The sequence below is a fragment of the Pseudomonas sp. NPDC090755 genome (assembly GCF_044769005.1).
In the GTDB taxonomy this organism is placed as follows: Bacteria; Pseudomonadota; Gammaproteobacteria; order Pseudomonadales; family Pseudomonadaceae; genus Aquipseudomonas.
This window is the reverse complement of record NZ_JBIVXC010000013.1, coordinates 42,150-65,813: the sequence shown is the minus strand read 5'-3', so window position 1 is coordinate 65,813 and position 23,664 is coordinate 42,150. Positions and strand designations below refer to the sequence as shown.

The 23,664-nt window shown below is 63.6% G+C and carries 25 protein-coding genes and 2 pseudogenes; 7 read left to right on the top strand and 20 right to left on the bottom strand.

Annotated elements, in window-relative coordinates; translation table 11 throughout:
• Positions 1 to 80: 80 nt before the first annotated feature.
• The 7 genes and pseudogenes from nth to metG form a co-directional block, all read right to left on the bottom strand.
• Positions 81 to 719 (bottom strand): endonuclease III, encoded by a 639-nt coding sequence (gene nth, locus ACIQUS_RS18845; protein ID WP_403049641.1) that lies wholly within the window; start codon positions 717 to 719, stop codon positions 81 to 83.
• Positions 720 to 723: 4 nt separating this feature from the next.
• Positions 724 to 1,248, bottom strand: coding sequence for an Rnf-Nqr domain containing protein (locus ACIQUS_RS18840; RefSeq protein WP_403049638.1), 525 nt, complete (start codon positions 1,246 to 1,248; stop codon positions 724 to 726).
• Positions 1,241 to 1,858, bottom strand: coding sequence for an RnfABCDGE type electron transport complex subunit G (locus tag ACIQUS_RS18835; RefSeq protein ID WP_403049636.1), 618 nt, complete (start codon positions 1,856 to 1,858; stop codon positions 1,241 to 1,243). The genes ACIQUS_RS18840 and ACIQUS_RS18835 overlap by 8 nt, the downstream gene beginning before the upstream one ends.
• The gene (locus ACIQUS_RS18830; protein WP_403049633.1) at positions 1,855 to 2,841 is read right to left on the bottom strand and encodes an RnfABCDGE type electron transport complex subunit D; all 987 of its coding nucleotides are present in this window, start codon (positions 2,839 to 2,841) and stop codon (positions 1,855 to 1,857) included. Before ACIQUS_RS18830 ends, ACIQUS_RS18835 begins: the two co-directional genes overlap by 4 nt.
• Before the next feature lies 1 nt (position 2,842).
• Positions 2,843 to 3,682 (bottom strand): annotated as a pseudogene (gene rsxB, locus ACIQUS_RS18825) (electron transport complex subunit RsxB); the annotation flags it as partial.
• Complete coding sequence (locus ACIQUS_RS18820; protein ID WP_403049630.1) at positions 3,679 to 4,260, bottom strand: Rnf-Nqr domain containing protein; 582 nt, start codon at positions 4,258 to 4,260, stop codon at positions 3,679 to 3,681. The pseudogene rsxB and the gene ACIQUS_RS18820, both read right to left, overlap by 4 nt.
• 90 nt (positions 4,261 to 4,350) lie before the next feature.
• Complete coding sequence (gene metG, locus ACIQUS_RS18815; RefSeq protein WP_403049627.1) at positions 4,351 to 6,402, bottom strand: methionine--tRNA ligase; 2,052 nt, start codon at positions 6,400 to 6,402, stop codon at positions 4,351 to 4,353.
• Between the two features lie 153 nt (positions 6,403 to 6,555).
• On the opposite strand from metG, the gene apbC reads away from it, so the two are divergent.
• Positions 6,556 to 7,650, top strand: a complete 1,095-nt coding sequence (gene apbC, locus ACIQUS_RS18810; RefSeq protein ID WP_403049624.1) for an iron-sulfur cluster carrier protein ApbC — start codon at positions 6,556 to 6,558, stop codon at positions 7,648 to 7,650.
• Positions 7,651 to 7,786: 136 nt separating this feature from the next.
• Here apbC and ACIQUS_RS18805 read toward each other — a convergent pair whose 3' ends face one another.
• Positions 7,787 to 7,996: a cold-shock protein gene (locus ACIQUS_RS18805; protein ID WP_028943495.1), complete on the bottom strand. Its 210-nt coding sequence runs from the start codon at positions 7,994 to 7,996 to the stop codon at positions 7,787 to 7,789.
• 348 nt (positions 7,997 to 8,344) lie between these two features.
• Here ACIQUS_RS18805 and dcd point away from each other — a divergent pair, with 348 nt between their 5' ends.
• Together dcd and ACIQUS_RS18795 are read left to right on the top strand one after the other, a co-directional pair.
• On the top strand, positions 8,345 to 8,911 hold the full coding sequence (gene dcd / locus ACIQUS_RS18800; RefSeq protein ID WP_028943496.1) for a dCTP deaminase: 567 nt from the start codon (positions 8,345 to 8,347) through the stop codon (positions 8,909 to 8,911).
• Between the two features lie 98 nt (positions 8,912 to 9,009).
• Complete coding sequence (locus ACIQUS_RS18795) at positions 9,010 to 9,243, top strand: hypothetical protein (protein WP_403049619.1); 234 nt, start codon at positions 9,010 to 9,012, stop codon at positions 9,241 to 9,243.
• 3 nt (positions 9,244 to 9,246) lie between these two features.
• On the opposite strand, the gene ACIQUS_RS18790 is transcribed toward ACIQUS_RS18795, so the two are convergent.
• From ACIQUS_RS18790 to ACIQUS_RS18740, 11 genes are all read right to left on the bottom strand, one after another.
• The gene (locus tag ACIQUS_RS18790) at positions 9,247 to 10,011 is read right to left on the bottom strand and encodes an ABC transporter ATP-binding protein (RefSeq protein WP_403049616.1); all 765 of its coding nucleotides are present in this window, start codon (positions 10,009 to 10,011) and stop codon (positions 9,247 to 9,249) included.
• Positions 10,012 to 10,020: 9 nt separating this feature from the next.
• A complete protein-coding gene (locus tag ACIQUS_RS18785) occupies positions 10,021 to 11,136 on the bottom strand; it encodes a succinylglutamate desuccinylase/aspartoacylase family protein (protein WP_403049613.1) in 1,116 nt (371 codons plus the stop codon).
• Positions 11,137 to 11,143: 7 nt separating this feature from the next.
• Positions 11,144 to 11,854, bottom strand: a complete 711-nt coding sequence (locus ACIQUS_RS18780; RefSeq protein ID WP_403049610.1) for an ABC transporter permease — start codon at positions 11,852 to 11,854, stop codon at positions 11,144 to 11,146.
• On the bottom strand, positions 11,851 to 12,579 hold the full coding sequence (locus tag ACIQUS_RS18775) for an ABC transporter permease (protein WP_403049607.1): 729 nt from the start codon (positions 12,577 to 12,579) through the stop codon (positions 11,851 to 11,853). The genes ACIQUS_RS18780 and ACIQUS_RS18775 overlap by 4 nt, the downstream gene beginning before the upstream one ends.
• A gap of 125 nt (positions 12,580 to 12,704) precedes the next feature.
• Positions 12,705 to 13,487, bottom strand: coding sequence for a transporter substrate-binding domain-containing protein (locus ACIQUS_RS18770; RefSeq protein ID WP_403049604.1), 783 nt, complete (start codon positions 13,485 to 13,487; stop codon positions 12,705 to 12,707).
• Positions 13,488 to 13,634: 147 nt separating this feature from the next.
• Positions 13,635 to 15,662 (bottom strand): c-type cytochrome, encoded by a 2,028-nt coding sequence (locus ACIQUS_RS18765; RefSeq protein ID WP_403049601.1) that lies wholly within the window; start codon positions 15,660 to 15,662, stop codon positions 13,635 to 13,637.
• 187 nt (positions 15,663 to 15,849) lie between these two features.
• Positions 15,850 to 18,291, bottom strand: coding sequence for a penicillin acylase family protein (locus ACIQUS_RS18760; protein ID WP_403049598.1), 2,442 nt, complete (start codon positions 18,289 to 18,291; stop codon positions 15,850 to 15,852).
• A gap of 116 nt (positions 18,292 to 18,407) precedes the next feature.
• The gene (locus ACIQUS_RS18755) at positions 18,408 to 18,611 is read right to left on the bottom strand and encodes an SEC-C metal-binding domain-containing protein (RefSeq protein WP_285864892.1); all 204 of its coding nucleotides are present in this window, start codon (positions 18,609 to 18,611) and stop codon (positions 18,408 to 18,410) included.
• Positions 18,612 to 18,617: 6 nt separating this feature from the next.
• A complete protein-coding gene (locus ACIQUS_RS18750) occupies positions 18,618 to 19,088 on the bottom strand; it encodes an LEA type 2 family protein (protein WP_403049593.1) in 471 nt (156 codons plus the stop codon).
• A 4-nt stretch (positions 19,089 to 19,092) separates the two neighbouring features.
• Complete coding sequence (locus tag ACIQUS_RS18745) at positions 19,093 to 19,569, bottom strand: YchJ family protein (RefSeq protein ID WP_403049590.1); 477 nt, start codon at positions 19,567 to 19,569, stop codon at positions 19,093 to 19,095.
• A 4-nt stretch (positions 19,570 to 19,573) separates the two neighbouring features.
• Positions 19,574 to 20,068, bottom strand: a complete 495-nt coding sequence (locus ACIQUS_RS18740) for a DUF6231 family protein (protein WP_403049587.1) — start codon at positions 20,066 to 20,068, stop codon at positions 19,574 to 19,576.
• Positions 20,069 to 20,228: 160 nt separating this feature from the next.
• Between ACIQUS_RS18740 and ACIQUS_RS18735 the strand changes: the two genes are divergently transcribed.
• The 4 genes from ACIQUS_RS18735 to ACIQUS_RS18720 all read left to right on the top strand — a co-directional run bounded on the left by ACIQUS_RS18735 (position 20,229) and on the right by ACIQUS_RS18720 (position 22,846).
• Complete coding sequence (locus tag ACIQUS_RS18735; RefSeq protein WP_403049584.1) at positions 20,229 to 20,921, top strand: OmpA family protein; 693 nt, start codon at positions 20,229 to 20,231, stop codon at positions 20,919 to 20,921.
• Between the two features lie 87 nt (positions 20,922 to 21,008).
• Positions 21,009 to 21,722 carry an OmpA family protein gene (locus ACIQUS_RS18730; protein WP_403049581.1) on the top strand — a complete coding sequence of 238 codons (714 nt, stop codon included), beginning with the start codon at positions 21,009 to 21,011 and terminating at the stop codon, positions 21,720 to 21,722.
• A 97-nt stretch (positions 21,723 to 21,819) separates the two neighbouring features.
• Positions 21,820 to 22,095, top strand: coding sequence for a DUF1145 domain-containing protein (locus tag ACIQUS_RS18725; RefSeq protein WP_403049578.1), 276 nt, complete (start codon positions 21,820 to 21,822; stop codon positions 22,093 to 22,095).
• Positions 22,088 to 22,846 carry a collagen-like protein gene (locus tag ACIQUS_RS18720; RefSeq protein WP_403049575.1) on the top strand — a complete coding sequence of 253 codons (759 nt, stop codon included), beginning with the start codon at positions 22,088 to 22,090 and terminating at the stop codon, positions 22,844 to 22,846. The genes ACIQUS_RS18725 and ACIQUS_RS18720 overlap by 8 nt, the downstream gene beginning before the upstream one ends.
• Positions 22,847 to 23,141: 295 nt before the next feature.
• On the opposite strand, the pseudogene ACIQUS_RS18715 reads toward ACIQUS_RS18720, so the two are convergent.
• Positions 23,142 to 23,605 (bottom strand): annotated as a pseudogene (locus ACIQUS_RS18715) (CopD family protein).
• Between the last annotated feature and the right edge of the window lie 59 nt (positions 23,606 to 23,664).

Genomic DNA, 23,664 nt, shown 5'->3' with positions numbered 1-23,664 from the left:
TTGGCGCACCTTATAGCGAGAATCCTTGAGCGGGTAAAAAAGATTTTTTCAATCGACAGGTCAAGTATTTCACTGTCTTCTCAATCGTCCGAGGTTTTGTGCTTGTATTCGCACAGGTCTTCGATCCGGCAACTTCCGCAACGGGGTTTGCGGGCCTGGCACACATAACGGCCGTGCAGGATTAGCCAGTGGTGGGCATCGAGCAAGTAGGCCTTGGGAACGAACTTCATCAGCGCCTTTTCGACTTCAAGCACCGTCTTGCCGGGTGCGATGCCGGTACGGTTGCTGACCCGGAAAATATGCGTATCGACTGCCATGGCCATTTGCCGAAATGCGGTGTTGAGCACCACATTGGCGGTCTTGCGGCCGACACCCGGCAGGGCTTCGAGGGCTTCACGGGTCTCTGGTACCTGGCTGCCATGCTGCTCGATCAGCAAGCGGCAGGTTTCGATCACGTTGCGGGCCTTGCTGTTGTACAGGCCAATGGTCTTGATGTACTCCGACAACCCGTCGACGCCCAGTGCATAAATGGCTTCGGGGGTGTTGGCGACCGGATACAGCCTGGCGGTTGCCTTGTTCACGCTGACATCGGTGGCCTGGGCAGAGAGGATCACCGCGATCAGCAATTCGAAGGGCGTGGTGTAGGCCAGCTCGGTCTTGGGGTCAGGATTGTCTTCATGCAGCCTGCGAAAGATTTCCAGGCGTTTTGCGGCATTCATGGGGTCAACGCTTTCCTTGACGGCGTGAGGGGGCTCGCTGCAGGCAAACCCGGTTGTAAAGGGCGAGCAACAGGCCCAGCAGGAACAGACCACCTGGTAGCAACGCGGCCAGGCGCACATCCGCCCAGTTTGCCAGCACTTCGCGGCAGGCGCCCAGGGCGATGCATAGGGCGGCAAATCCAAAGAGCACACTGCCTTTTTCGCGCCATCCACGGCTGTGCCCCAGCGCGTGTTCGAACACCAGGCATTGTACGGCGATCAACGCCGGGTAGGGGCTGAGCGCCTGATACAGGGGAAGGGCCCAGGCGCGAAGGCTCAACTCAAGACAGCTGGCCAGTGCGGCGGCCAGCAACACGCTGGCGGTCATCTGGCCGGCAGCAGAGAGCCCCCGGTGCAGGGGCTTCATGGCCAGGTGGTGGACGGTGATCAGCACCAGACTACAGCCGGCAATGACGCTGGCGTCGACCAGCGTGTTGGTCGCGCCGAGCAGCGGGGCAAGGGATACGGCGGACAGCCATTGTCTACTCATGGGGGGCGCCCTCGAGCAGGGACTGTCGGTGTTCGTCGAAGTAGCGCAGTGCATCGTGCACGGCCTGGATCACCGCGCGCGACGTCACGGTGGCGCCGACCAACTGATCGAACTGACCGTTGTCGCGTTTCAGGGCCCAGGCCGAATCGGGAAGCGCCTGGCGACTGGTACCGGTGAAGGCTTGCAGCCAGTGGTTGTCCGGCTCCACCAGCTTGCCACCGAGCCCTGGCGTTTCCTGTTGTCGCAGGACCTTGGTGCCGAGCAGGCGGCCCTGGCTGTCGACGGCGATCAGCAGTTCGAGCGGCCCGCCATAGCCCTGTGTCCGACTGTGCAGCACCACTGCGCTGGGCTTGCCGACCAGGGTGGCGCGGTAGCCGGCCAGTAGTTGGCTGTGATCGAGTGTAGGGGCATCCAGCACCAGGGAGGTTTGCAGGGGCTGGTTGTCGTAGCTCGATGGCGGCAGCACGCTGAGCCAGATTTGCGCCTTGAGCTGCTGTTGTGCCCGGGCGATGTCCCCGGCAATGAAGTGCTGCCAGGCCACGACGCTACCCAGGCTCAGCAGGCCGATGAGCAACAGCAGCGACGCACTGCGTAGCGCTGCACGGTTCATGATGACACCGCCTGCCGACGCTCGGCCCAGCGCTCCAGGGCCGGCACGCCGAGGTTCATCAGCAGCACGGCGAAGGCGGCGCCGTCGGGATAGTTGCCCCAGGTGCGGATCAGGTAGATCAGCAGGCCCACGCCTGCGCCGAACAGTAACCGGGCCCAGGGTGACCTGGGGCCGGAGACGGGCTCTGTGGCGATGAAGAACGCCGCCAGCATGGTCGAACCACTGAGCAGATGCAGCAGCGGCGAGCCATTGGAGTCCGATCCCGAACCGTTCCAGAACAGCAGGCTGATCACGAACAGGCTTGCCAGCAGACCGACCGGGGTGTGCCAGCTGATGACCTTGCGTTGCAGCAGCAACAGGCCGCCCGCGAGGAAAGCCAGGTTGGCCCATTCGCTGCCCTTGCCACCGTAATGACCGAAACCCGGGTGGCTGGCGAACAGTTCGTCAATGGTCAGGCTGCGGTTGTTGCGCAAGCCATCGAGGATCGTGGCCTGTGCCCAGGCATCAGGCTGTTCGCCGATGCTCAGGCCGAACACGTGCTGCAGGCTGGTGCCGAGGTCCAGCAGTTGTGCGCCCGGCCATAGGGTCATGTGCTGCGGGAAGGTCAGCAAGACCACGGCATAGCCCAGCATGGCCGGGTTGAACGGGTTCTTGCCGACGCCCCCATACAGGTGCTTGCCCAGCAGCATGGCGCTTGCCGTGGCGGTCACCGGCACCCACCAGGGGGCGTAGGCGGGCAGGGCGACGGCCAGCAGCGTCGCGCTGACCAGGGCACTGCCGTCATTGAGCGATGGCAAGACCGGCCGTCGCTGCAGCTTCAGCGCGATCGCCTCGCTGGCCAGGGCCGCGCCGGCACACAGCAACAGATTGAACAGCATTCCCCAGCCGTGCTGCCAGAGCAGCACCAGGGCGCCTGGCAGGCAGGCCAGCAGCACCAGCAACATGCTGCTGCGCAAGCGTTCGCTGAAGTCAGCGGGCGGCATGGTCGGTGGCCGGTTGCAAGGCTTGCAGGCGGGTTTGTGCCTGTTCGGCTTCCCGTTCCAGCTCGGCCAGCTGGGCTTGTTGCGCCTCGCCGGGGTTCGCGCCGAAGGCTGTCCTGGCCTTGCTCAGTTGTGCCCGGCTCATGGCGGCGGCGATCTTGGCCTGTTTCAGGGCTGTATCGGCGGCCGCGGCCTTCTGCGCCTTGACCCGCTCGATGGCGGCCTTGACAGGGTCGTCGGCTGCGGTGGACAGGTCGCTGCTGCCGGTTTGGGCGCTACGCTGGCTACGTGCGGCGCGTTCAGCCTGTTTGCGCGCCTCTTCGCGCTGCAGGCGGCTGTTGCGCAGCTCGAAACGGCGCCGCGCGTGGTTGCGCTTGCTGTTGCGTGCCGCCAAAGCCTGGGCATCATGGGCAAACCCGCCGACGATCGGCACGATTGTGCTGTCGGCGGTCAGGGGTAGCAGGTCGATGCAGTCCACCGGGCAGGGGGCCACGCACAGGTCACAGCCGGTGCATTCGGCGCTGATCACTGTGTGCATCAGCTTGGCTGCGCCGACGATGGCATCCACCGGGCAGGCCTGGATGCACTTGGTGCAGCCGATACACTCCGCTTCGCGAATGTAGGCCACCTGGGCGGGCGCGCTGCCGCGTTCGGCGTCCAGGGCAATGACCGGAACCTGCAGCAGGCTGGCCAGGGCCGCGATGGTTTCGCTGCCGCCCGGTGGACATTTGTTGATCGCCTCGCCCTTGGCCAGCCCCTCGGCGTAGGGCTTGCAGCCCGCGTGGCCGCACTTGCCACACTGGGTCTGCGGCAGCAGGGCGTCGATGCGTTGAATCAGACTCATGATGTAAATAATCCGTTGAAGCCGAGAAACGCCAGGGCCATGACGCCTGCCCCGATCAGATCGGAAGGCAGGCCGCGAAAGGCCTGGGGTACAGCGTCGTTGTCAGTGCGCTGGCGCAAATCGGCAAACAGCGCCATGGCCAGCCAGAACCCCAGCCCGCCACCCAGGCTCCAGGCCAGGGTCTTGAAGACACCATAGTCGCCCTCGCTGACCTGCAGGCTCAGGCCCAGCAGCGCCACATTGCCCAGCAACAAGGGCATCAGCCCGGCAAACGGCAGGCTGGGTAGCGCTCGTGACAGCAATCCGAGCATGGGTTCGATCAGCAGCACCGCCAAAGGCAGGAAGACGAACAAGCGCAGGTAGTCAAGTTGCAAGGGCAGCAACAGGTAGCGATACAGCAGCTGTCCCAGGTTGGTCGCCAGCACCAGCAACACCAGTGTCGCCAGGCCCAGTGCGTGCAGCCGACGGCGTTCCCGGTCGACCGGGTAGTGCAGGGCAGGGTCGATGGCCAGCCCCTGATGCAGGATCAGGTTGTTGACCAGCGCGGCGCTGATCAGGGCCAGGATGAGTTCGCTCATGGGGGTGCACATTGCCAGGGCTGTTCGCCATTATCCGGCAATGACGCAAGGATGAGAACGCCCCGGACGCAATCGTCCGGGGCGTGGGACTTACTTGATGCGTTGGCCTGGCTTGGCGCCGCTGTCGGGGCTGAGCAGGTAGATTTCTTCACCGCCAGGGCCTGCAGCCATGACCATGCCCTCGGAGATGCCGAAGCGCATTTTGCGCGGCTTGAGGTTGGCGATCATCATGGTCAGGCGACCTTCAAGCTTGGCCGGGTCCGGGTAGGCCGACTTGATGCCGGAGAACACGTTGCGCTGCTCGTCGCCGATGTCCAGGGTCAGGCGCAGCAGCTTGTCGGCGCCCTCGACGGCTTCGGCCTTGAGGATCAGGGCCACGCGCAGGTCGACGGCGGCGAAGGTGTCGAATTCGATCTCAGCCGACAGAGGATCCTTGACCAGCTCGCCATTACCGGTGACGACGGATGTCTGGCTGGCAGCCAGGTCTTCCTTGCTGGCGGTGGTCATGGCTTCGACCTTGGCCGGATCGATACGGTTCATCAGCGCCTTGAACGGGTTCAGCTTGTGGTTGGTCAGGCGCGTCTGGTGATCCGCCCAGGTCAGCGGCGCAACATTGAGGAAGGCCTCGGCATCGGCGGCCAGCACCGGCAGCACCGGCTTGAGGAAGATCACCAGCTGGCGGAACAGGTTGACGCCCTGGGCGCAGATCGCCTGGACTTCGTCCTGCTTGCCTTCCTGCTTGCCTTCCTGCTTGGCCAGCGACCAGGGCGCCTTGTCAGCGATCCAGGCGTTGGCGCGGTCGGCCAGCGCCATGATCTCGCGCATGGCGCGGGCAAAATCACGGCCTTCGTAGGCTTCGGCAATGGCCGGGGCGGCGTTGAGGAAGGCCTCGGTCAGTTCCGGCGCGGCATCGCCGTCGACCATCACGCCGTCGTTGCCCTTGTGGATGAAGCCGGCGCAACGGCTGGCAATGTTGACCACCTTGCCGACCAGGTCGGAGTTGACCTTCTGCACGAAGTCCTCGAGGTTCAGGTCGAGGTCGTCGACGCCGCGACCGAGCTTGGAGGCGTAGTAGTAGCGCAGGTATTCCGGCGACAGGTGGTCCAGGTAGGTGCGCGCCTTGATGAAGGTGCCACGGGACTTGGACATCTTCGAGCCGTTGACGGTCAGGTAGCCGTGCACGTTGATGCCGGTCGGCTTGCGGTAGCCGGCGCCTTCGAGCATGGCAGGCCAGAACAGGGCGTGGAAGTTGACGATGTCCTTGCCGATGAAGTGGTACAGCTCGGCCTTGGAGTCCTTGTTCCAGTAGGCGTCGAAGTCAAGCTCCGGACGACGGGCACAGAGGTTCTTGAAGCTGGCCATGTAGCCGATCGGTGCGTCCAGCCAGACGTAGAAGTACTTGCCCGGCTCGTCGGGGATCTCGAAGCCGAAGTACGGGGCATCACGGGAGATGTCCCACTCCTGCAGGCCGGCGTCCAGCCACTCGGCGATCTTGTTGGCCACGGCGTCCTGCAGGGTGCCGCTGCGGGTCCACTGCTGGAGCATGGCCTGGAAGTCCGGCAGCTTGAAGAAGAAGTGCTGGGAATCCTTGAGCACCGGGGTGGCGCCGGAAATCGCCGATTTCGGGTTCTTCAGCTCGGTGGGCGCGTAGGTGGCGCCGCATTTTTCGCAGTTGTCGCCGTACTGGTCCTCGGCGGCACACTTGGGGCAGGTGCCCTTGATGAAGCGGTCGGCCAGGAACATTTTCTTGTCCGGGTCGAAGTACTGGGTGATGGAGCGGGTGGCAATGTGCCCGGCTTCACGCAGTTTGAGGTAGATCTGGCTCGACAGCTCGCGGTTTTCTTCGGCGTGGGTCGAGTGGAAGTTGTCGAAATCCACCAGGAAATCGGCGAAGTCCTTGCTGTGCTCGGCCTGGACGTCGGCGATCAGCTGCTCGGGGGTGATGCCTTCCTTTTCGGCGCGCAGCATGATGGCCGAGCCATGGGCGTCGTCCGCGCAGACATACACGCACTGGTTGCCGCGCAGTTTCTGGAAGCGCACCCACATGTCTGTCTGGACGTACTCGAGCATATGGCCAAGGTGGATGGAACCATTGGCATAGGGCAGGGCGCTGGTGACGAGAATCTGACGTGGCTCGGACATGGGGGCTCGGCTATTTTTCGGCTACTTGAGATGAAACGGTGATCGGCCACTATAAAACGCCGGGAAATTTATTTCACCCCATGGGCGTATCCGTAGATGTTTCACGGGTTAGCATAGTGGCCTGTTTTGCTCAGTCTTATCACGGGAGTCTCCATGAGTGCCGTCACTCGCGCAGCCGTCGAAGCCGTTCTTCGCCAGTACACCGACCCTTACCTGAACCAGGACCCGGTCAGCGCCGGCTGTGTGCAGGCCATCGATATCCAGGGCGGGCAGGTCAATGTCCAGCTGCAGCTCGGTTATGCCGCTGGCCTGTTCAAGAACGGCTGGGCGCAGGTCCTGCAAACGGCGATCGCGGGTATCGACGGTGTCGCTTCGGCGCGGGTCGAGATCAACTGCGTGATCACCGCGCACAAGGCTCAGGCCCAGATCCCGGGGCTTGCCAACGTCAAGAACATCGTTGCCGTGGCCTCGGGCAAGGGGGGCGTGGGCAAGTCCACCACCGCGGCCAACCTGGCCCTGGCCCTGGCCCGTGAAGGTGCCCGGGTGGGGATTCTCGATGCCGACATCTATGGCCCGAGCCAGGGCGTGATGTTCGGGATTCCCGAGCGCACCCGGCCCCAGGTTCGCGATCAGAAGTGGTTCGTGCCGCTCAAGGCCCATGGCGTCGAAGTGATGTCCATGGCCTTCCTGACCGATGACAACACGCCGATGGTCTGGCGCGGGCCGATGGTCTCCGGCGCATTGCTGCAACTGGTGACCCAGACCGCCTGGGACGACCTCGACTACCTGGTGATCGACATGCCGCCAGGTACCGGCGACATCCAGCTGACCCTGGCACAGAAAGTCCCGGTGGCAGGCTCGGTGATCGTCACCACGCCGCAGGACCTGGCCTTGCTCGACGCGAAAAAGGGTGTGGAGATGTTCCGCAAGGTCAACATCCCGGTGCTGGGTGTGGTCGAGAACATGGCCGTGCACATCTGCTCCAACTGCGGGCATGCCGAGCATCTGTTCGGTGAGGGTGGGGGCGAGAAGCTGGCGGCGCAGTACGGTGTGGAACTGCTGGCTTCGCTGCCGCTGTCGATGCTGATCCGCGAGCAGGCCGACAGTGGCAAGCCGACCGCCATCGCCGAGCCGGAAAGCCAGATCGCCATGGTCTATCAGGAGCTGGCCCGTCAGGTGGGGGCGCGGATCGTGTTGCAGGAGGCTGCGGCGCCGGCGATGCCGAACATCACCATCAGCGAAGATTGAAGCTAGCCCCATCGCCGGCTCTGCCGGCTCCCACAAGGGTGGCAGGACTGTGGGAGCCGGCGATGGGTCGAAACGCGGGCATAAAAAAAGCCCCGCCTGTTAAGGGCGGGGCTTTTTTCAAGCTGTAAAGCGGAAGTTAGATAACTTCTACTTCTTCAGCCTGCATGCCTTTCTGACCGCGGGTAGCGATGAAAGAAACCTGCTGGCCTTCTTTCAGGCTCTTGAAGCCGTCAGCCTTGATGGCTTTGAAGTGTACGAACAGGTCGTCACCGGATTGTGGGGTGATGAAGCCGAAGCCTTTCTCATCGTTGAACCACTTAACGGTACCGGTTTGGCGATTGGACATGGTCTGTCTCCTTGGACAAAGTTAACTGCGGCTCAGGAACGCCCTGGCCGAGACTGAGTGCAAAGAGGCAGAAAATTCATGAAGATGGGTTGATCGAAATCTTGCATCAGGTAGAGATTCTCAGTGACACGTGCAGCACAGTGGCGCCACCATAACCCTTTTTCCAGAACGTGCCAATAATCTTGTTGAGCTTTCGCGCAAATCAAGACTGACGGTGCAGTCGCCAGCCCCGCAGGCCCCGTCCGGCGCGGATTTGACACCCGCAGGCGGATGGAACTTTGAACCGGGCGCCGGGCCCGGTAAGATGCGCCACAGAAATTTTCACCTCGTTACTTCAGGACACCCGCCATGAGCATCAAATCGGACAAGTGGATTCGCCGCATGGCGCAGGAACACGGCATGATCGAGCCGTTCGTCGAGCGCCAGGTGCGCGGCGAGAGCGACAACCGGCTGATCTCCTTCGGTGTCTCCAGCTATGGCTACGACGTGCGCTGCGCCGATGAATTCAAGGTGTTCACCAACATCAATTCGGCAACCGTCGATCCGAAAAACTTCGACGCCGGCAGCTTCGTCGACGTCAAGAGCGACGTCTGCATCATCCCGCCGAACTCCTTCGCCCTGGCCCGTACCGTCGAGTACTTCCGGATTCCACGCAACGTCCTGACCATCTGCCTGGGCAAGAGCACTTATGCCCGCTGCGGCATCATCGTCAACGTCACGCCGCTGGAACCGGAGTGGGAAGGCCACGTGACCCTGGAATTCTCCAACACCACCACCTTGCCGGCGAAGATCTACGCCAACGAAGGTGTGGCGCAAATGCTGTTCCTCGAATCCGATGAAGAGTGCGAAGTGTCGTACAAGGATCGTGGCGGCAAGTACCAGGGCCAGCGCGGCGTCACCCTGCCTCGCACCTGAGCCGACGAAGCGCGGGAATTTCCCGCGCCTTGCGCACTCTAATGCGATGAGCCGTTCGCCAGGCACCAGGCCTGGCGGGCATCGCCAAGGAGTCGCTCATGAAACTCGACCCGAGCATCAGTGCCAAGCTGGCCGTGTTGCAGCCCAACCAGGTTGGGGTGCTGGCCTGGACGCTGCTGGCTCACCCGCACCCACACACCGCCCATGCCGGCGGTGTGCCCGGTCAGCCTGACCCAGATACGCCACAACCGGCAGAACCGGGTGAACACCCACCCATGGAACCGGGCGAGCCGACCTTGCCGGACGAACCACCCCCTGCGCCCGTGGCCTGAGGCTTACTTCAGGTTGCCACTGAGAAACTGGCGCAGGCGTTCGCTTTTCGGACTTCCGAGGACGTCGGCGGCTGGCCCCTGCTCCTCGACCAGGCCCTGGTGCAGGAACATCACCTGACTCGCCACCTTGCGGGCAAAGGCCATCTCGTGGGTCACCATGATCATGGTCCGCCCTTCTTCAGCCAATCCCTGGATCACTTTCAACACCTCGCCGACCAGTTCCGGGTCGAGCGCCGAGGTGGGCTCGTCGAACAGCATGACCTCCGGCTCCATGGCCAGCGCCCGGGCAATGGCCACGCGCTGCTGCTGGCCTCCGGAAAGAAAGGCCGGGTACTGGTCGGCAACCCGCGCCGCCAGGCCGACCTTGTCCAGGTACTTGCGCGCCCGGGCTTCGGCTTCCTGTTTGCTGACCCCAAGCACCCGCCGCGGTGCCAGGCTGATGTTCTCCAGCACGCTCAGGTGGCTCCACAGGTTGAAGTGCTGGAAGACCATGGCCAGGCGCGTGCGCAGGCGTTGCAGCTCGTCGGGATCGGTCACCCGCAGGCCGAGATGGTCATGGCTCATGTGCACCGGGTTGCCATCGAGGGTCATGCGCCCCTCGTTGGGTTGTTCGAGAAAGTTGATGCAGCGCAGGAAGGTGCTCTTGCCTGAACCGCTGGCGCCGATCAGGCAGATCACGTCACCGGTCCTGGCCTTGAGCGAAACCCCCTTGAGCACATGGTGCTCGCCGTAGCGCTTGTGCAGGTCTTCGATGGTCAGTTTGTACATGGCAGGCCCTCAAGGCGATAACAGGTAACCGCTGCGGTAGGCCTGGCGGCCGGCCACATGGGCGATGGCCATGCCGGCGGTGGCCATGCGCCGCAGCGAGCGGGCATACATCAGGCCGGGCTGGACGTTGCGCACCGGTGTCACCCGGTCACTGAGCGGGTCGATGACCTCTGCGATCAGCTGGCCGCTCTCCAGGTACTGGCCAGGCTTGGCGTGAAACACCAGCAACCCGCCCAGGGGCGTGGTCACCGGCTCCACGCCGGCCAGCGGCGTAGCCGGGTAGAGCAGCTCCGGCAGGGCGGGGGGCTGGCCGTCGATGGCGCCGTAGTGGGTCAGGTAGGCCAGGAGCGCGGCGCAGTCCTGCTCGGCCAGTGGGTGACTGACGTCGCCCTGGCCACGCAATTCGACGGTGACCGAAAAGCTGCCTTGGGGGATCGGGAACTGCTTGCCAAAGCGTTGTTGCAACTGCCACCAGACCAGGGTGAAGCACTCGTCGAAGGACTGCCCGCCGGAATCGGTGGCCAGCAGGCTGGCCTGGGTGCCGAGGTAGCGTGACAGTGGCTCGACCTGCGGCCAGGCCTCAGGGGTGGTGTACAGGTGGGCCACGGCCTCGAAGTCGCAATGCAGGTCCAGCACCATCTCGGCATCGCAGGCCAGCCGTTGCAGGGTCAGGCGCTGCGACTGCAGTGGCGTGTGCGCCGGGTGGGCGTCCAGGGCGCGGCGCAGGCATTCGCGGATCAGGGCCACATTGTGCGCCGGGTCCTGGCTCAGGTGCCCCTCGATCTGGTCGCCGATCTTGTCGCTCAGGTCGACGAAGTTGCGGTTGAAGTTTTCGCCGCTCTGCATTTCGTAGCGGCCCAGGGGGACATCCATCAGCACCTGTTCCAGACCGACCGGGTTGGCGACCGGCACCAGTACGATCTCGCGACGCAACAGGCCCTGGGTTTCGAGCTCGGCCAGGCGTTGCTTGAGGTGCCAGGCCACCAGCATGCCGGGCAGTTCATCGGCGTGCAGGGAGGCCTGGATGTAGATCTTGCCAGTGCCCCGGGGGCCGAAGTGGAAGCTGTGGATCTGGCGGTCGATGCCGGGCACCGGAGCCAGAATATCGTGGGTCGAGTGATGCATATCAGTCCTAGTGAGTCGGTCCTAGAAAGGCCAGCCAGCGCCGTTCGGCGAGGCGGAACAGGCCAACCAGTGTGAAGGTCACGCACAGGTAGATCAGTGCGGCGATACCGAATGACTGGAAGGTCAGAAACGTGGCCGAGTTGGCGTCGCGCGCGACCTTGAGCACATCCGGCACAGTGGCGGTGAAGGCGACCGTGGTGGAGTGCAGCATCAGGATCACCTCGTTGCTGTAGTAGGGCAACGAGCGGCGCAGCGCCGACGGCATGATGATGTAAGCATAAAGTTTCCAGCCGCGCAGGCCATAGGCCTTGGCCGCTTCCACTTCACCATGGTTCATGCTGCGGATGGCTCCGGCGAAAATCTCCGTGGTGTAGGCGCAGGTGTTCAGGGCGAAGGCCAGGATGGTGCAGTTCATCGCGTCGCGAAAGAAGCTGTCGAGCATCGGCTGTTCGCGTACTGCGGCCAGGCTGTAGATCCCGGTGTAACAGATCAGCAACTGGATATACAGCGGCGTGCCACGGAACAGGTAGGTGTAGAACTGCACCGGCCAGCGGATCCAGAAACGCGGCGAGACGCGGGCGATGGACAAGGGTATCGAGGCCACGAAACCAATGGCCAGCGAGGCGGTGAGCAGCCACATCGTCATGGCCAGGCCCGTGATGTGGGTGCCGTCGGTGTAGAGGAAGGCTCGCCAGTATTCCTGCAGGAGTTCGATCATCGGATGGCCTCCCGGGTGCCGACGTTATAGCGTCGTTCCAGCCAACGCAGACAGATGTTAGAGGCACTGGTGATCAGCAGGTAGATGAAGGCGGCGACCATCAGGAAGTAGAACAACTGATAGCTGCTCTTGCCGGCGTCCTGGGCTGCCTTGACCAGGTCGGCCAGGCCGATGATCGACACCAGGGCGGTGGCCTTGAGCATTACCATCCAGTTGTTGCCGATACCGGGCAGGGCGAAGCGCATCATCTGCGGGAAGACCACGAAGCGAAAGCGTTGCAGGCGCTTGAGGCCGTAGGCGGTGGCCGCTTCGACCTGGCCACGGGGCACGGCGAGGATGGCGCCACGGAAGGTCTCGGTGAAGTAGGCACCATAGATGAAACCCAGGGTGATGACGCCGGCCGCGAACGGGTCGATCTCGATGTATTCCCATTCCATGTAGTCGGTCAGGCTGGTCAGCCAGGTTTGCAGGCTGTAGAAAATCAGCAGCATCAGTACCAGGTCCGGCACGCCGCGGATCAGGGTGGTGTAGAGCTGCGCCGGGACACGCAGCATGCGCACCGGTGAGAGCTTGGCGCTGGCGCCGAGCAGGCCCAGCCCGACGCTGACCAGCAGCGACATGGCCGAGAGTTTGATGGTCATCCAGGTGCCCTGCAACAGCAAGGGGCCGAAGCCCTTCAAGCTGAATGCCGAGAGCCCCAGGTACTGCAGCAGGTCTTCGAACATGAACTCAACCTATGCCGGATATATGCGGTCGCGGTAGGAGCGGCGGTTCGACGCCTCGACTTGCCCCGCGATGAAGTCGCTGCGTTTCGAGCGGCCTCATCGCGGGGCAAGCCCGCTCCTACTCATCACTTACCGCTGTAGAGGTTCAGGTCACCGAAGTGCTTTTTCTGGATCTGTGCATAGGTACCGTCATCGTGTAACGCTTTGATACCTTTATCGAGAAGCGCCTTGAGCTCAGTGTTACCTTTTTTGATACCAACCGCGGTCTTGGACGGCAGCAACTCGCTTTCGACCGGTTGGCTGACTTCGTAATCGGCGCCTTGTGGCGATTTCAGGAAGCCCAGTTCGGCCTGGAGCATGTCCTGGATCGAGGCGTCGAGGCGGCCGGACACAAGGTCTGCATAGACCTGGTCCTGGTTCTGGTAGGCCTGGGTCTTGACCCCGGCCTTGTCCAGCACGGCCTTGGCGTAGGCTTCCTGGATGGTGCCCTGCTCGTAGCCGACCGTCTTGCCCTTGAGCGAAGCGGTGTCGGCGCTCAACCCCGAGCCTTTCTTGAATACGAACGAGGTCGGGCCGGAGAACAGCTCGCTGGAGAAGTCGATGACTTTCTCGCGCGCCGGGGTCACCGTCATCGACGAAATCACTCCGTCGAACTTGTTGGCCTTGAGCCCCGGGATCATGCCGTCGAAATCGCTTTCGACCCACTTGCACTTGACCTTGAGCTCGGCGCAGATGGCATTGCCCAGGTCGATATCGAAGCCCACCAGGCTGCCATCGGCAGCTTTGGATTCAAAGGGTGCATACGACGGATCGACGCCAAAACGCAGCTCCTTGTATTCCTTGGCCAGGGCATTGCCCGCAGCCAGACACAACGCGAGTGCGGAAACCGTCAGCCATGCGTTTTTCATTGTGTGTCCTTGGATTCGCAAAGTGTTGGGGTGGCAATAGGCCGTTACCGACCCATGCCAGACATCACTGGGAAAGCAAGTTTCACACCATGTGCTCAAGACTGCCTTTTGCAATGGGCCGCAACGCGGCCCTGATGCACACGCAGCTCAGTAACGCGCATCCACCGGCTTGCCGCCGTTGGGCCAGTCCTTGACCTTGTCGGCAAAGTCCGGGCGTGGCTGTTGCGAGAACCAGGCGGCAACATCCACCGCCTCCTGATCACTCAGTCCGCCCTGGCCCAGGGGGAAGCCCTCGTGAAAGCCGATCGGCATGTTGCGTTTGACGAACGCAGCCGCCGTGTAGGTGCGCGCCATGCCGGCGCCGATGTTGAACGACTGCTCGCCCCACAGCGGCGGGAACACCGGGCTGCCGTCGGCACGGGCGAGGCCTTCGCCGTTGGCACCATGGCACACCGCACACTGTTTGACGTATACCTGCTGGCCGTTGGCCGGGTCGGGCTTGATCGACGGGTCGATCTTGCCGACCCCGCGCCCGGCCACCTTGTCGCCGGGCTGGGTGTTGTTCTTCATCCACTCGAAGTAGGCGACCATGGCTTGCATATCCGCCGATTGCGGCGGGATCGGCTTGCCGTTCATGGAACGACGGAAACAGCCGTTGATGCGCTCCTCCAGGCTGATGACCTTGCCGGCCCGTGGCGCGTAGCCGGGGAAAAATGCCGACACACCGACGAAGGGTGAACCATCGGCCACCGTGCCGGCATTCAGGTGGCAACTGGTGCAATTGAGGGCGTTGCCGACATTATCCGGCAGCAGTGCCTTGGTCTGCAGGTGCAGGCGCATGCCGCGGATCACCTGGTCGGCGTTGGGGGCTGCAAGCAGGTCGGCCAGGCGCGGGGTCTGGAAGGCGGTCGAATCAATGGTCTGCGGGTTGAGCTGGCCGCGAAGCTTTTTCACCTGGTCGGGCGTGACCGCCGGGCTATCGTTGCCCCAGCGCCCGCGCACGAAACTGAGGATTTCGGCGATTTCCTGGTCCGAGAGGCGGGCGAACCCGGGCATGGTGTACACCCGCGAATGGGTGGCGGTCTGTGCGGTGGCCCAACCGGTGAGGGTGATATGCAGCAAGGAGGTCGGGTCTTTCGAGGCAATGCTCGGGTTACCGGCCAATGGCGGGAACATCCCCTCCACGCCGGCGCCGTCGGTACGGTGGCAGTCGCTGCAAAATTGCGTGTAGCCGAGGCCCCCGCGGCTGCTGAACAGATCGTCCGGGGGCGCGGCAGGGGCCAGCGTCACGGCCGGCATGGGCAGGTCGTCTTCACCCGGAGGCAGGGACTTGAGGTAGCTGGCGATGGCCGTGAGGTCGGCATCGCTGAAGTGCTGGGTGCTGTGGTGAATGACCTCGGCCATGTTGCCCGAGACCGTGGCGAAACGGTTCTGGCCGGTCTTGAGCAGTTGCACGGTGTCCGGCACCGTCCACAGGTTGCGCAGGCTCAGGGCTCGCCAGTGCTCAACGGTTTCACCGGCAAGAAAGTGCTTGCCGCTGCTGCCGGCATCGTTCATGGCCTTTTCCTGGAAGGCCAGGCCCCGTGGCGTGTGGCAGGCACCACAATGCCCCAGGCCCTGCACCAGATAGGCTCCGCGGTTGATTAGCGGGTCGCGGTTGGGGTCGGCTTCGAAGGGCTGGTTGTCGACGAACGCCCAGTTCCACAAGGCCAGGCCCCAGCGCATGTTGAACGGCCAGACCATGTCGGCGGCCTGGTTGGAGCGGCTGATGGGCGTCACGCCTTGCATCAGGTAGGCGTAGAGCGCGCGCATGTCGGCTTCGCTCATTTTTGCGTAGGACGGGTAGGGCATGGCCGGATAGAGGTAAGTACCGTCCGCGCTCACGCCTTCACGCATGGCCTTGTCGAACTGTTCGAAGCTGTAGCGGCCGATGCCGGTGTCCGGGTCCGGGGTGATGTTGCTCGAATAGAGGGTGCCCATGGGCGTCTTCAGTTGCAGGCCCCCAGCCATCAGCGGGCCCTGGGGGGCGGTGTGGCACGCGACGCAGTCACCCAGTTGGGCAACGTATTGGCCACGTTCAAGCACATCGTCCTCGACAGCTTCGCTGGCCTGCAGGGTCGGGATCGAAAACAACGCTGCGGCGCACAAGGCCAGGCGTGAAAAGGCGGTGTCCATTGCATTAGTCCTTTAATCACCTGGCCCGGCGTAATCCCGCCGGTCAAGGTGTGCAATTGCTTTTATGGTTCATCAGGCAGTACGGGCGAGCGCGCCCTACGGTGTCGTTGTAGAGCAATTGCAGACGGAGGCCGTTGATATGGATCAGCGCAGCCGGCATTGCACCGGCTGCGCGCAGGCGGGGTGATTACTTGCCCGGTACCAGGGTCAGGCGTTGGCTGCCGTAGACGCGGTCGAAGTTCTGCGGCTGCAGCGGCAGACCCATGTAGCGGCCCTTGAACCAGGCATCCAGGCCATCGGCAAAGTGCTTGCTGGCCGGGTTGCCGGACTGGCCGCTGCTGCTCTGCAGTTGCAGCGGTTCGACCTGGCCGAAGTCCACCACCATGCGCAGCGACGGTGCCAGTTGGGCGTTGAAGTCCTTGCCCCAGGCATAAGGCGCGAGGTTGAGGGTGCTGTGATCGCCCCCTGTGGCCTGCGGGCTGCGGCTGATGGCATCGCCCAGGCCATGGAAGGTCGGCGCCGGCCAGCGGTACTGGTGCAGTTTGCCCCACTGCCAGGCGCGGCGGTCGCTGCCCAGTTGCGCTTCGCCGGCGCTGACCGCGGCGGCCAGGCTGCGGGCGAGGATCGCGGGCTTGTCTTCTTTCTGCGTGGTGCGCTGGTCGTCCCAGAACGGGCTGTCTTCACGGCCCAGCAGGTGGTCGGCCTGGGCCGAATAGGACAGGCGCGCATTACCGACCAGGGCCTGCCAGGCAGGCGAGGATTCCGGGCCCAGCTCGTCGAGGAAGGTGAGTCTGGCGCTTTCCTGCAGGAACAGTTCATACAGGGCGGCGTCGGCCGAAGTGGTCGTCAGCCGGCCATCGAAGGCCATCAGCCGGGTATAGGCCTCCCGCGCCCGGGTGCGCTGCTCGGCGGGCAAGGCATCGATGGCCTGCTTGAGCGGCTGGGCCATGCCGGGCGCTTCGAACATCTGCTTGAGCTTGTCGGCGAACAGCGTGGTCTGGTCGTTCTGCAGGGTCATCAGGCTGCGGCTGTCATGCTTGCCATTGCCGGCCAGTTGCCCCAGGCGCTCGGCGCGCTCGGGGTAGTACCAGCTGTTGGAAAGCTGCATGCCGTAGCCCTTGGGTACGCTGCGCTGGTTGGCATTGGCCAGCCAGCCCTGGAGCGGATCCTGGTCGTAGGGGTGCAGCATCGGATCGGCATAGCCGTCCCAGTCGTAGCGCCCGTCCCAGCCCGGCGAGGGCAGCAGGCCCTGGCCTTCGCGACGGTTGGGGAAGCGGCCGCTGACCTGCCAGCCAATGTTGCTGGCATCGGCGAAGACAAAGTTGAGTGCCGCCGCGCCGATCTCCCGGGTGTTGTCGAAGGCACGTTCGACGGTCTGTGCCCGCGACAGGTTGAAGAATGCATCCATGCTCATGTCGCCCTTGAGCTGCGGCACTTGCAGGGCCAGGCCAAGGCTGGCGTTGCGGGTGTCGCCCAGCAGGGGGCCGTGGCGGGTGTCGTAGAGGGTTTCGCGTTGTGGGCGCTGGCCCTTGATAAAGAAGGTCTCGTTACGCGCCAGGGCCGGCAGCCATTTGCCGTCGGCCTGGTACATCAGGCGGCTGCCTTCGTTTTTGAGCCGTTCCAGGTACAGGTCCTGGTTGTCGGCCATGACGGCACTGGCGCTCCAGGCCAGTTTGCCGTTGTAGCCGGACAACAGCAGTGGCAGGCCGGCAATGGTGACACCGGCAGCCTGGTATTTGGGCGCGCGGATCTGCACCGGGCTCATGGCCCAGGCACCGAGTGTGTCGCTGGCCAGCAGGCTCTTGGCGCTGCGACTGCGCTGCGGGGCGATCGCCAGGTTGCTGGAACCGGCCACGCCCAGCAGGTTGAGCGACGCCAGTTGTTCGCTGGCGGCGGCCAGGGGGGCCAGCCCGGTCAGCTGGCTACCCAGGTTCAGGCCCTTGAGCTTGTCGGCCTCGTCCAATGGCAGGGGTTCGTCCGGATAGCTGGGCAGCAGCCAGGCCAGCTTGTCGCTGCCGACTTTCTGCGCCAGGGTCAGGGCGGCCAGTTCTTCCTGCAGGTTGACCGACTGGCTGAAGTTGTACAGGCAGAAAATCAGCGCCGAGTCTTCCGGTTTCCAGTATTCCGGGCGATAGCCGCTCTGCGCCAGCGGTGCCGGCAGTCGATCGCGGTAACGGAACAGGTAGGCATTGACGCCACGGGCGTAGACCTCGAAGAAGCGCTTGAGGCGCGGCGAGGCATCGGCGTAGAGCTGGTTGGCGGTCTTTTTCAGGTTGGCCGCACGCATCAGGCGATCGACCTCCAGCACATCGTCACCGGCCAGTTCCGCCAGGCGACCCTGGGCCAGCAAACGCATGCCGACCATTTGCCCGATGCGATCGCCCGCATGGACATAGCCCAGGGCGAAGAGGGCGTCATGGAAATTGCTGCTTTCGATCAGCGGCATGCCTTGGGGGTTACGCCGTACCGATACGTTCTGGGCCAGGCCCTTGAGGGGTTGTACGCCGGTGCTCGGTGGCACGCTGTCGCGCTGGCCGCCCATCTGGCAGCCGCCCAGGGCAAGCAAGCCGAACATCGCTGCGGCTACGCCGAACCGGGGGAGGAAAGGGGGGAAGGCTGGCGCGGCCATGGTCGGGCTCCTGCAGGGCGTGGCGTCTAAAAGGCGCTACGTTAGTGAGCTCGACCATGCCATGCAAGCGGGGGCGAGGCCTTTATTTGCAAAGCCTCGCCGTTACCTTGCCGGTATCAGGCGCCGTGGCACTTCTTGAACTTCTTGTTGCTGCCGCACGGGCACGGATCGTTGCGGCCAACGTCCTTCAGGGCGTTGCGCACCGGCTCCTGGTGCCCGTGGTTGCAGTGGGGGCCGTGAACATGGCCGTGGTCATGATGATGGTGATGATCATGATCGTGGTTGCAGTCAGGGCCATGGACATGGGGTTGCTGGGTCATTGCGGGTTACTCCGGTAAAAGATCGCCGGGAATTATCTCACCACTGCGCGACAAGTGCAGTTCGCGGGTGAAGATTAATCCGCTGTTGAGCTCGCCATCCAGGCGATAGCGCAGCGGTTGGTCGGCATTGCGCAGCAGCTTGGCCAGGGGTTTGATCTGTTGCCACAGGTTGGTGCGCACCGGGATCTTGAAGGTGCGCCGGGCGTGGCCGCCAACGCTACGCCACAGGCTCGACTCGCCTTCGGCCAGCAGCAGGTCGTTCAAATGCACCGAATAGTGCAGGTTGCGAATGAACAGGCGGCTGTCATTGGGGTTGTCGACGCGCACATGCAGGACGAACTCCTGTTGCAGCAGACGTGCCTTGACCATTTCGACCTTGACCAGCTGTACCTCGGGGTCGCGGTAGTCGCTGGTAAACCAGCTGGCACAGCCCGTCAGTTGCAGTATCAGGAGGCTGAACAGCAACAGGCGGGCCATGGGGTCAGCTACCCAGGTAACTGGCGCAGCACTTCTTGAATTTCTGCCCGCTGGCGCAGGGGCAGGCGTCGTTACGGCCAGCCTTGAGACCCACGGTCGGGTCGATGAAGTACCAGCGTCCGCCATGCTGCACGAAGGCCGAGCGCTCACGGTGGCTGTGCTCACTGTCGTTGTCGTGCCAGCGGGCGGTGAAGGTGACGAAGGCATGTTCGGGCTGACCACCGAACACCTCGGCGCTTTCCACCTCCAGGCCCAGCCAGGTGCTTTGTGCGCTCCAGGCCTTGATGGCGTCGAGGTCCAGGCCCGCCTGCTGCACCGGCAGGGTGGTCTGCACCAGGTAGTCGACCAGGCCCAGCACATAGGCGCTGTAGCGCGAACGCATCAGCGCCTGGGCATCGGGGGCCGGATGCCCTGCATGGAAGTGTCCGCAACAGGCGTCGAGCAGATTACCGCTGCCGCAGGGACAAACCGAGACACTCATTGCTTCACCACCAGTACTTGCCAAAATTTTGCGGGTTGGCCCAGAACTTGGCGTTGAGCCAGTCCGGGACCTGCTTGTATTCACGTAGATCATAGGTGAACAGGCTCAGCACCTGCTCATCACGCTGAAATTTTTCGCTGGCCTGCAGGGCCAGGGCGAAAAACTCGGTGTCGTGCCAGCCGCAGGCGGCAAGGTCGGCCAGCACTGCCACGCGGCTGGCGTTGAGGTTGCGGATACCCCCCAGCAATTGCAGGCCATCGCGCTTGGGCAAATGCTCCAGGCAGTCGACCAGCAGGGCCAGATCGAAGCGTTTGGCCGCCAGATCCGCAGGCAACGGACCGGGTTTGGCCTGGGCGATCTCGACCTGTGGGTGGGCCTGGACGAAGGCCTCCAGGGCCGGGAAGCGTGTGCCCACCAGCAACAGGCTTTTCGGTGTATAGCGCTCGAGCAGAGCGGCCAGGGCCTGCTGCGGCGTGCGTTGGGAAAAACCGTGAATCATCGAGAATCCTCGCTCAGATGCGTCAAGACTAACGGCCCCGGGCCGTCAGGCATAGAGGCTGACAGCCGCATCATGGCTTATTGCTGGCGGAGATGGTTCGCGCGGTCTTTACTCCCATAGATCGGTGTTGCACCGAATCCCCCCTAGGAGACGCAACAAAATGAGCATAGTACGCACAGCATTACCCCTGGTTCTGCTAACCAGCGTGTTGACTGGTTGTGCAGGTTTGCAAAAAACCGACTGGCCGAAGTGCGCTGCCGTCGGGGGTGTAGGCGGCGCTGCCCTGGGCGCTATCGAAAGCTCGACCTGGGCTGGTTGGGGCGCGTTGCTCGGCGCGGGCATGGCGGCGGGTTACTGCTGGGCCCACGGCGATGGTGACGAGGATGGCGATGGCGTGCCGGACAGCCGTGACAAGTGCCCTGGCACGCCTCGCGGCGTTCAGGTCGATGCCAACGGCTGCCCACCTGAGCCTGCACCGGTTGTCGAAGAAGCGGTCGTGGTCAAGGAAGAAGTCATCGTCATTCGCGACGTGCACTTCGAGTTCGATTCGGCCAAACTCACCGCCGCCGACAAGGAACGCCTCAATACCATTGCCACCCGCCTGAAACAGGAAGCGCCAAGCGCCAGGCTGAGCGTCACCGGGCATACCGACAGTGTCGGCCGTGATGCCTACAACCAGAAACTCTCGGAGCGTCGCGCCCAGTCGGTCACCGAATACCTGATCAGCAGCGGCGTACCACGCGCCAGTTTCGTCTCGGTACAAGGCGCCGGTGAGAGCCAGCCTGAAGCCGACAACGCGACGGCCGAAGGACGGGCACAGAACCGTCGTACGGAAATTCGTATCCAGCGTTGAAGCAGGCGGCCTGCGGCTTGAGAAGTGCCGCAGGCCCGTCTTTACTCCTGTGTGACCGGTATAGGCCGGTGACACAGGAGCAATTTCATGAGTGTTCTCTCCAAAGCCGCTGTCCCCCTGTTGGTGGCTGCAAGCCTGCTTTCCGGTTGTGCCACCCACAGTGATGGCAGCGCACCACTCAATCAAAGGACCTGGCCTATCTGCAGTGTGATTGGCGGCCTGGTCGGCGGCGGCCTGGGGGCTATCGAAAGCTCGGCCTGGGCGGCCGGTGCCGGTGCTGCCGGTGCAATCGCCGGCGGCCTGATCTGCTATGCCCAGGATGGCGACAAGGACGAAGACGGCGTGTTCGACCGTCGAGACAACTGCCCGGACACCCCGGCCAATACACCGGTCAGCCACACCGGCTGCCCGTTGCCGCAATACCCCGAAAAAACGGTAGAAGCTGCCGCCAGCCCGGAAGTCATCACCCTCGATGACAAGGGCGCGGTGATGTTCGCCTTCGACTCGGCCGAGCTGACCGAGGGCGCCCGCGGCCAGTTGCAGGGGCTGATGGGCAAACTCAATGACGCCAGCGTGCGCAGTGTCAAAGTGATCGGCCATACCGACAGTGAAGGTGCCGATGCCTATAACCAGGCGCTCTCCGAACGGCGCGCCGCCAGTGTCGCCGAATACCTGATCAGCCAGGGCCTGGCGCCCTCGAAAGTCACCAGCCAGGGCCGCGGCGAAAGCCAGCCGGTGGCCGATAACGGCACGGAAGAAGGACGTGCGCAGAACCGCAGGGTGGAATTGCACCTGAACTGATCGCGTGCTCTGGCGCAAGCACAGCGCGGCCGTTACTGTTGCAGGTGGTGCCGGGACATTGGCATCGCCTGCCGAAAAACAACAACAGGGGGCGCGTATGAAGGTTCTGCTGGCTTTGGGCAAGGCCCTGACGGTGGTGTTCTGGTGGGTGGTCCTGGTCAATCTGCTGATGCCCCAGGTGCTGCCGTTCAACCTGCTGATCAACGCGGCGGGTGCTGCGCTGCTCGGCCTGCACCTGCTGGAGGTGCTGGGCTTCAATGGTCGCCTGCGCGGGCGTAGCCATCGCTGGTTCGATCGCCTGCAGATCCTGCTGGTCGGAATCTTTCATGTGCTGTCGATTCCGGCGCCCCGTCAGGAGATTGCTCATGCGTAAATTGATTCTGCTGGCGGCGCTGTTCAGCCCGCTGGCCCTTGCCGATGCCATCAGTGTGACGGCCAATTCGGTGCTGCGCCTGCCCAACAAATCCAGCGTCGTGCACCTGCAGCGACTGGAGGTGGCCGATTCGGCCACCTTGTTGCTGCCTGGCAGCCTGGTCGAGCTGAAAATCGATGAACTGCACATGGGGCGCGAGGCGCGAATTGCCATCGTGCCGGCGGACGCCCCATTGAAGATCGAAGTCGGGCGGGCCCGACTGGACGAAGCCAGCCAGATCAGCGCCCGTGGCGCGCCCGGCACCTATGAGCGTGCGGCCAGGGCGGGGCGCAACCTTGATCTGCAACTGCATGCTTTGCAAACGCCGGTGCTGGTCATCGATGCGCGTGGCGGTGCCGGTGCGCCGGGGTACGTCGGGCTGGATGGCGCCAACGGCAAGGCAGGAGGATGTACCTGGGGCCAGGCCAGTCGTGGCGCCGATGGCGACAATGGCGGAAATGGGCACGATGGTGCCGCCGGTGGGCGGGTGTTGCTGGCGGTGCCGTCGGACTTTCCGGTCGAGCGGATCAAGGTGCAGCTCGATGGTGGTGCGCCAGGAATTGCCGGCGCTGCGGGCAAACCGGGAGCGGGCGGGGCGAGCAAGGGGTGCCTGGTCTATCGCACGGCGCCCGGCGCCGCCGGCAAGCCGGGTATCGCCGGCCAGCCCGGCCTGGCCGGGGCTGAGGGCGAGCTGATTCTGCAGCGGTTGTAATCGCTGTGGACACCGTCTTGCTCGTCACCGGGCCAGTATCTTGCGCATCACCACGTAGTCGATCGCAGGCTTCGCCAGCTCCCACAGGGGGCGGCGCATACCGAACCCTTGTGGGAGCCGGCAGCGCCGGCGATGGCCACTAACGCCAATTCCCTGTAGCCGCTGCCGTCAGGCTGCGATCGGCCGTGAAACGGCCGTAAAACCTGGCTGCGCGGTACATCTGACTCTGCGAGGTGACAGGTTTGCGACTGCTGCGCAGTCGATCGCAGCCTGGCGGCAGCGGCTACGGGGTGTATCAGATCAACCAGCGGGTGCTGGCCACCAGCACCACGGCGATCCCCAGCAGCAGGTTGATCCCTACCAGGCGGCGAATCCGGCCCAGCACACCGGCGCCAGCTGGCCAGTCCTCAGGTGCACCGCCTTGCGCAACTCCGGCAGCAGCAATGCCTGGATACGAAAAAACAGCGCGAACATGGCAATACCACCGCCAATCATCACCTGGACATAGCGGGGTGCCGTCTCGAAACCGCTGAATCGCAGATGGATCATGCCGATACCGCTGATCGCCAGCACCAGGATCGCCACCCAGACCCACACGAAAAAACGCTGAAACACTTCCACCCACAGGCGCAGGCGAGCAGGGCCGTCCAGGGCTGCAACCGCCGCCGGCCGCAGGATCAGCCAGGCGAAGAACATCCCGCCGACCCACACCAGGGCGGCCAGGACATGCAGGCTATAAGGAAGGGCAAAGGCGGCCATCGGGATCTCCATGCGGCGCAAAGGGCAATAGCGGGGTATGATAGCGACCCGATCGAAAC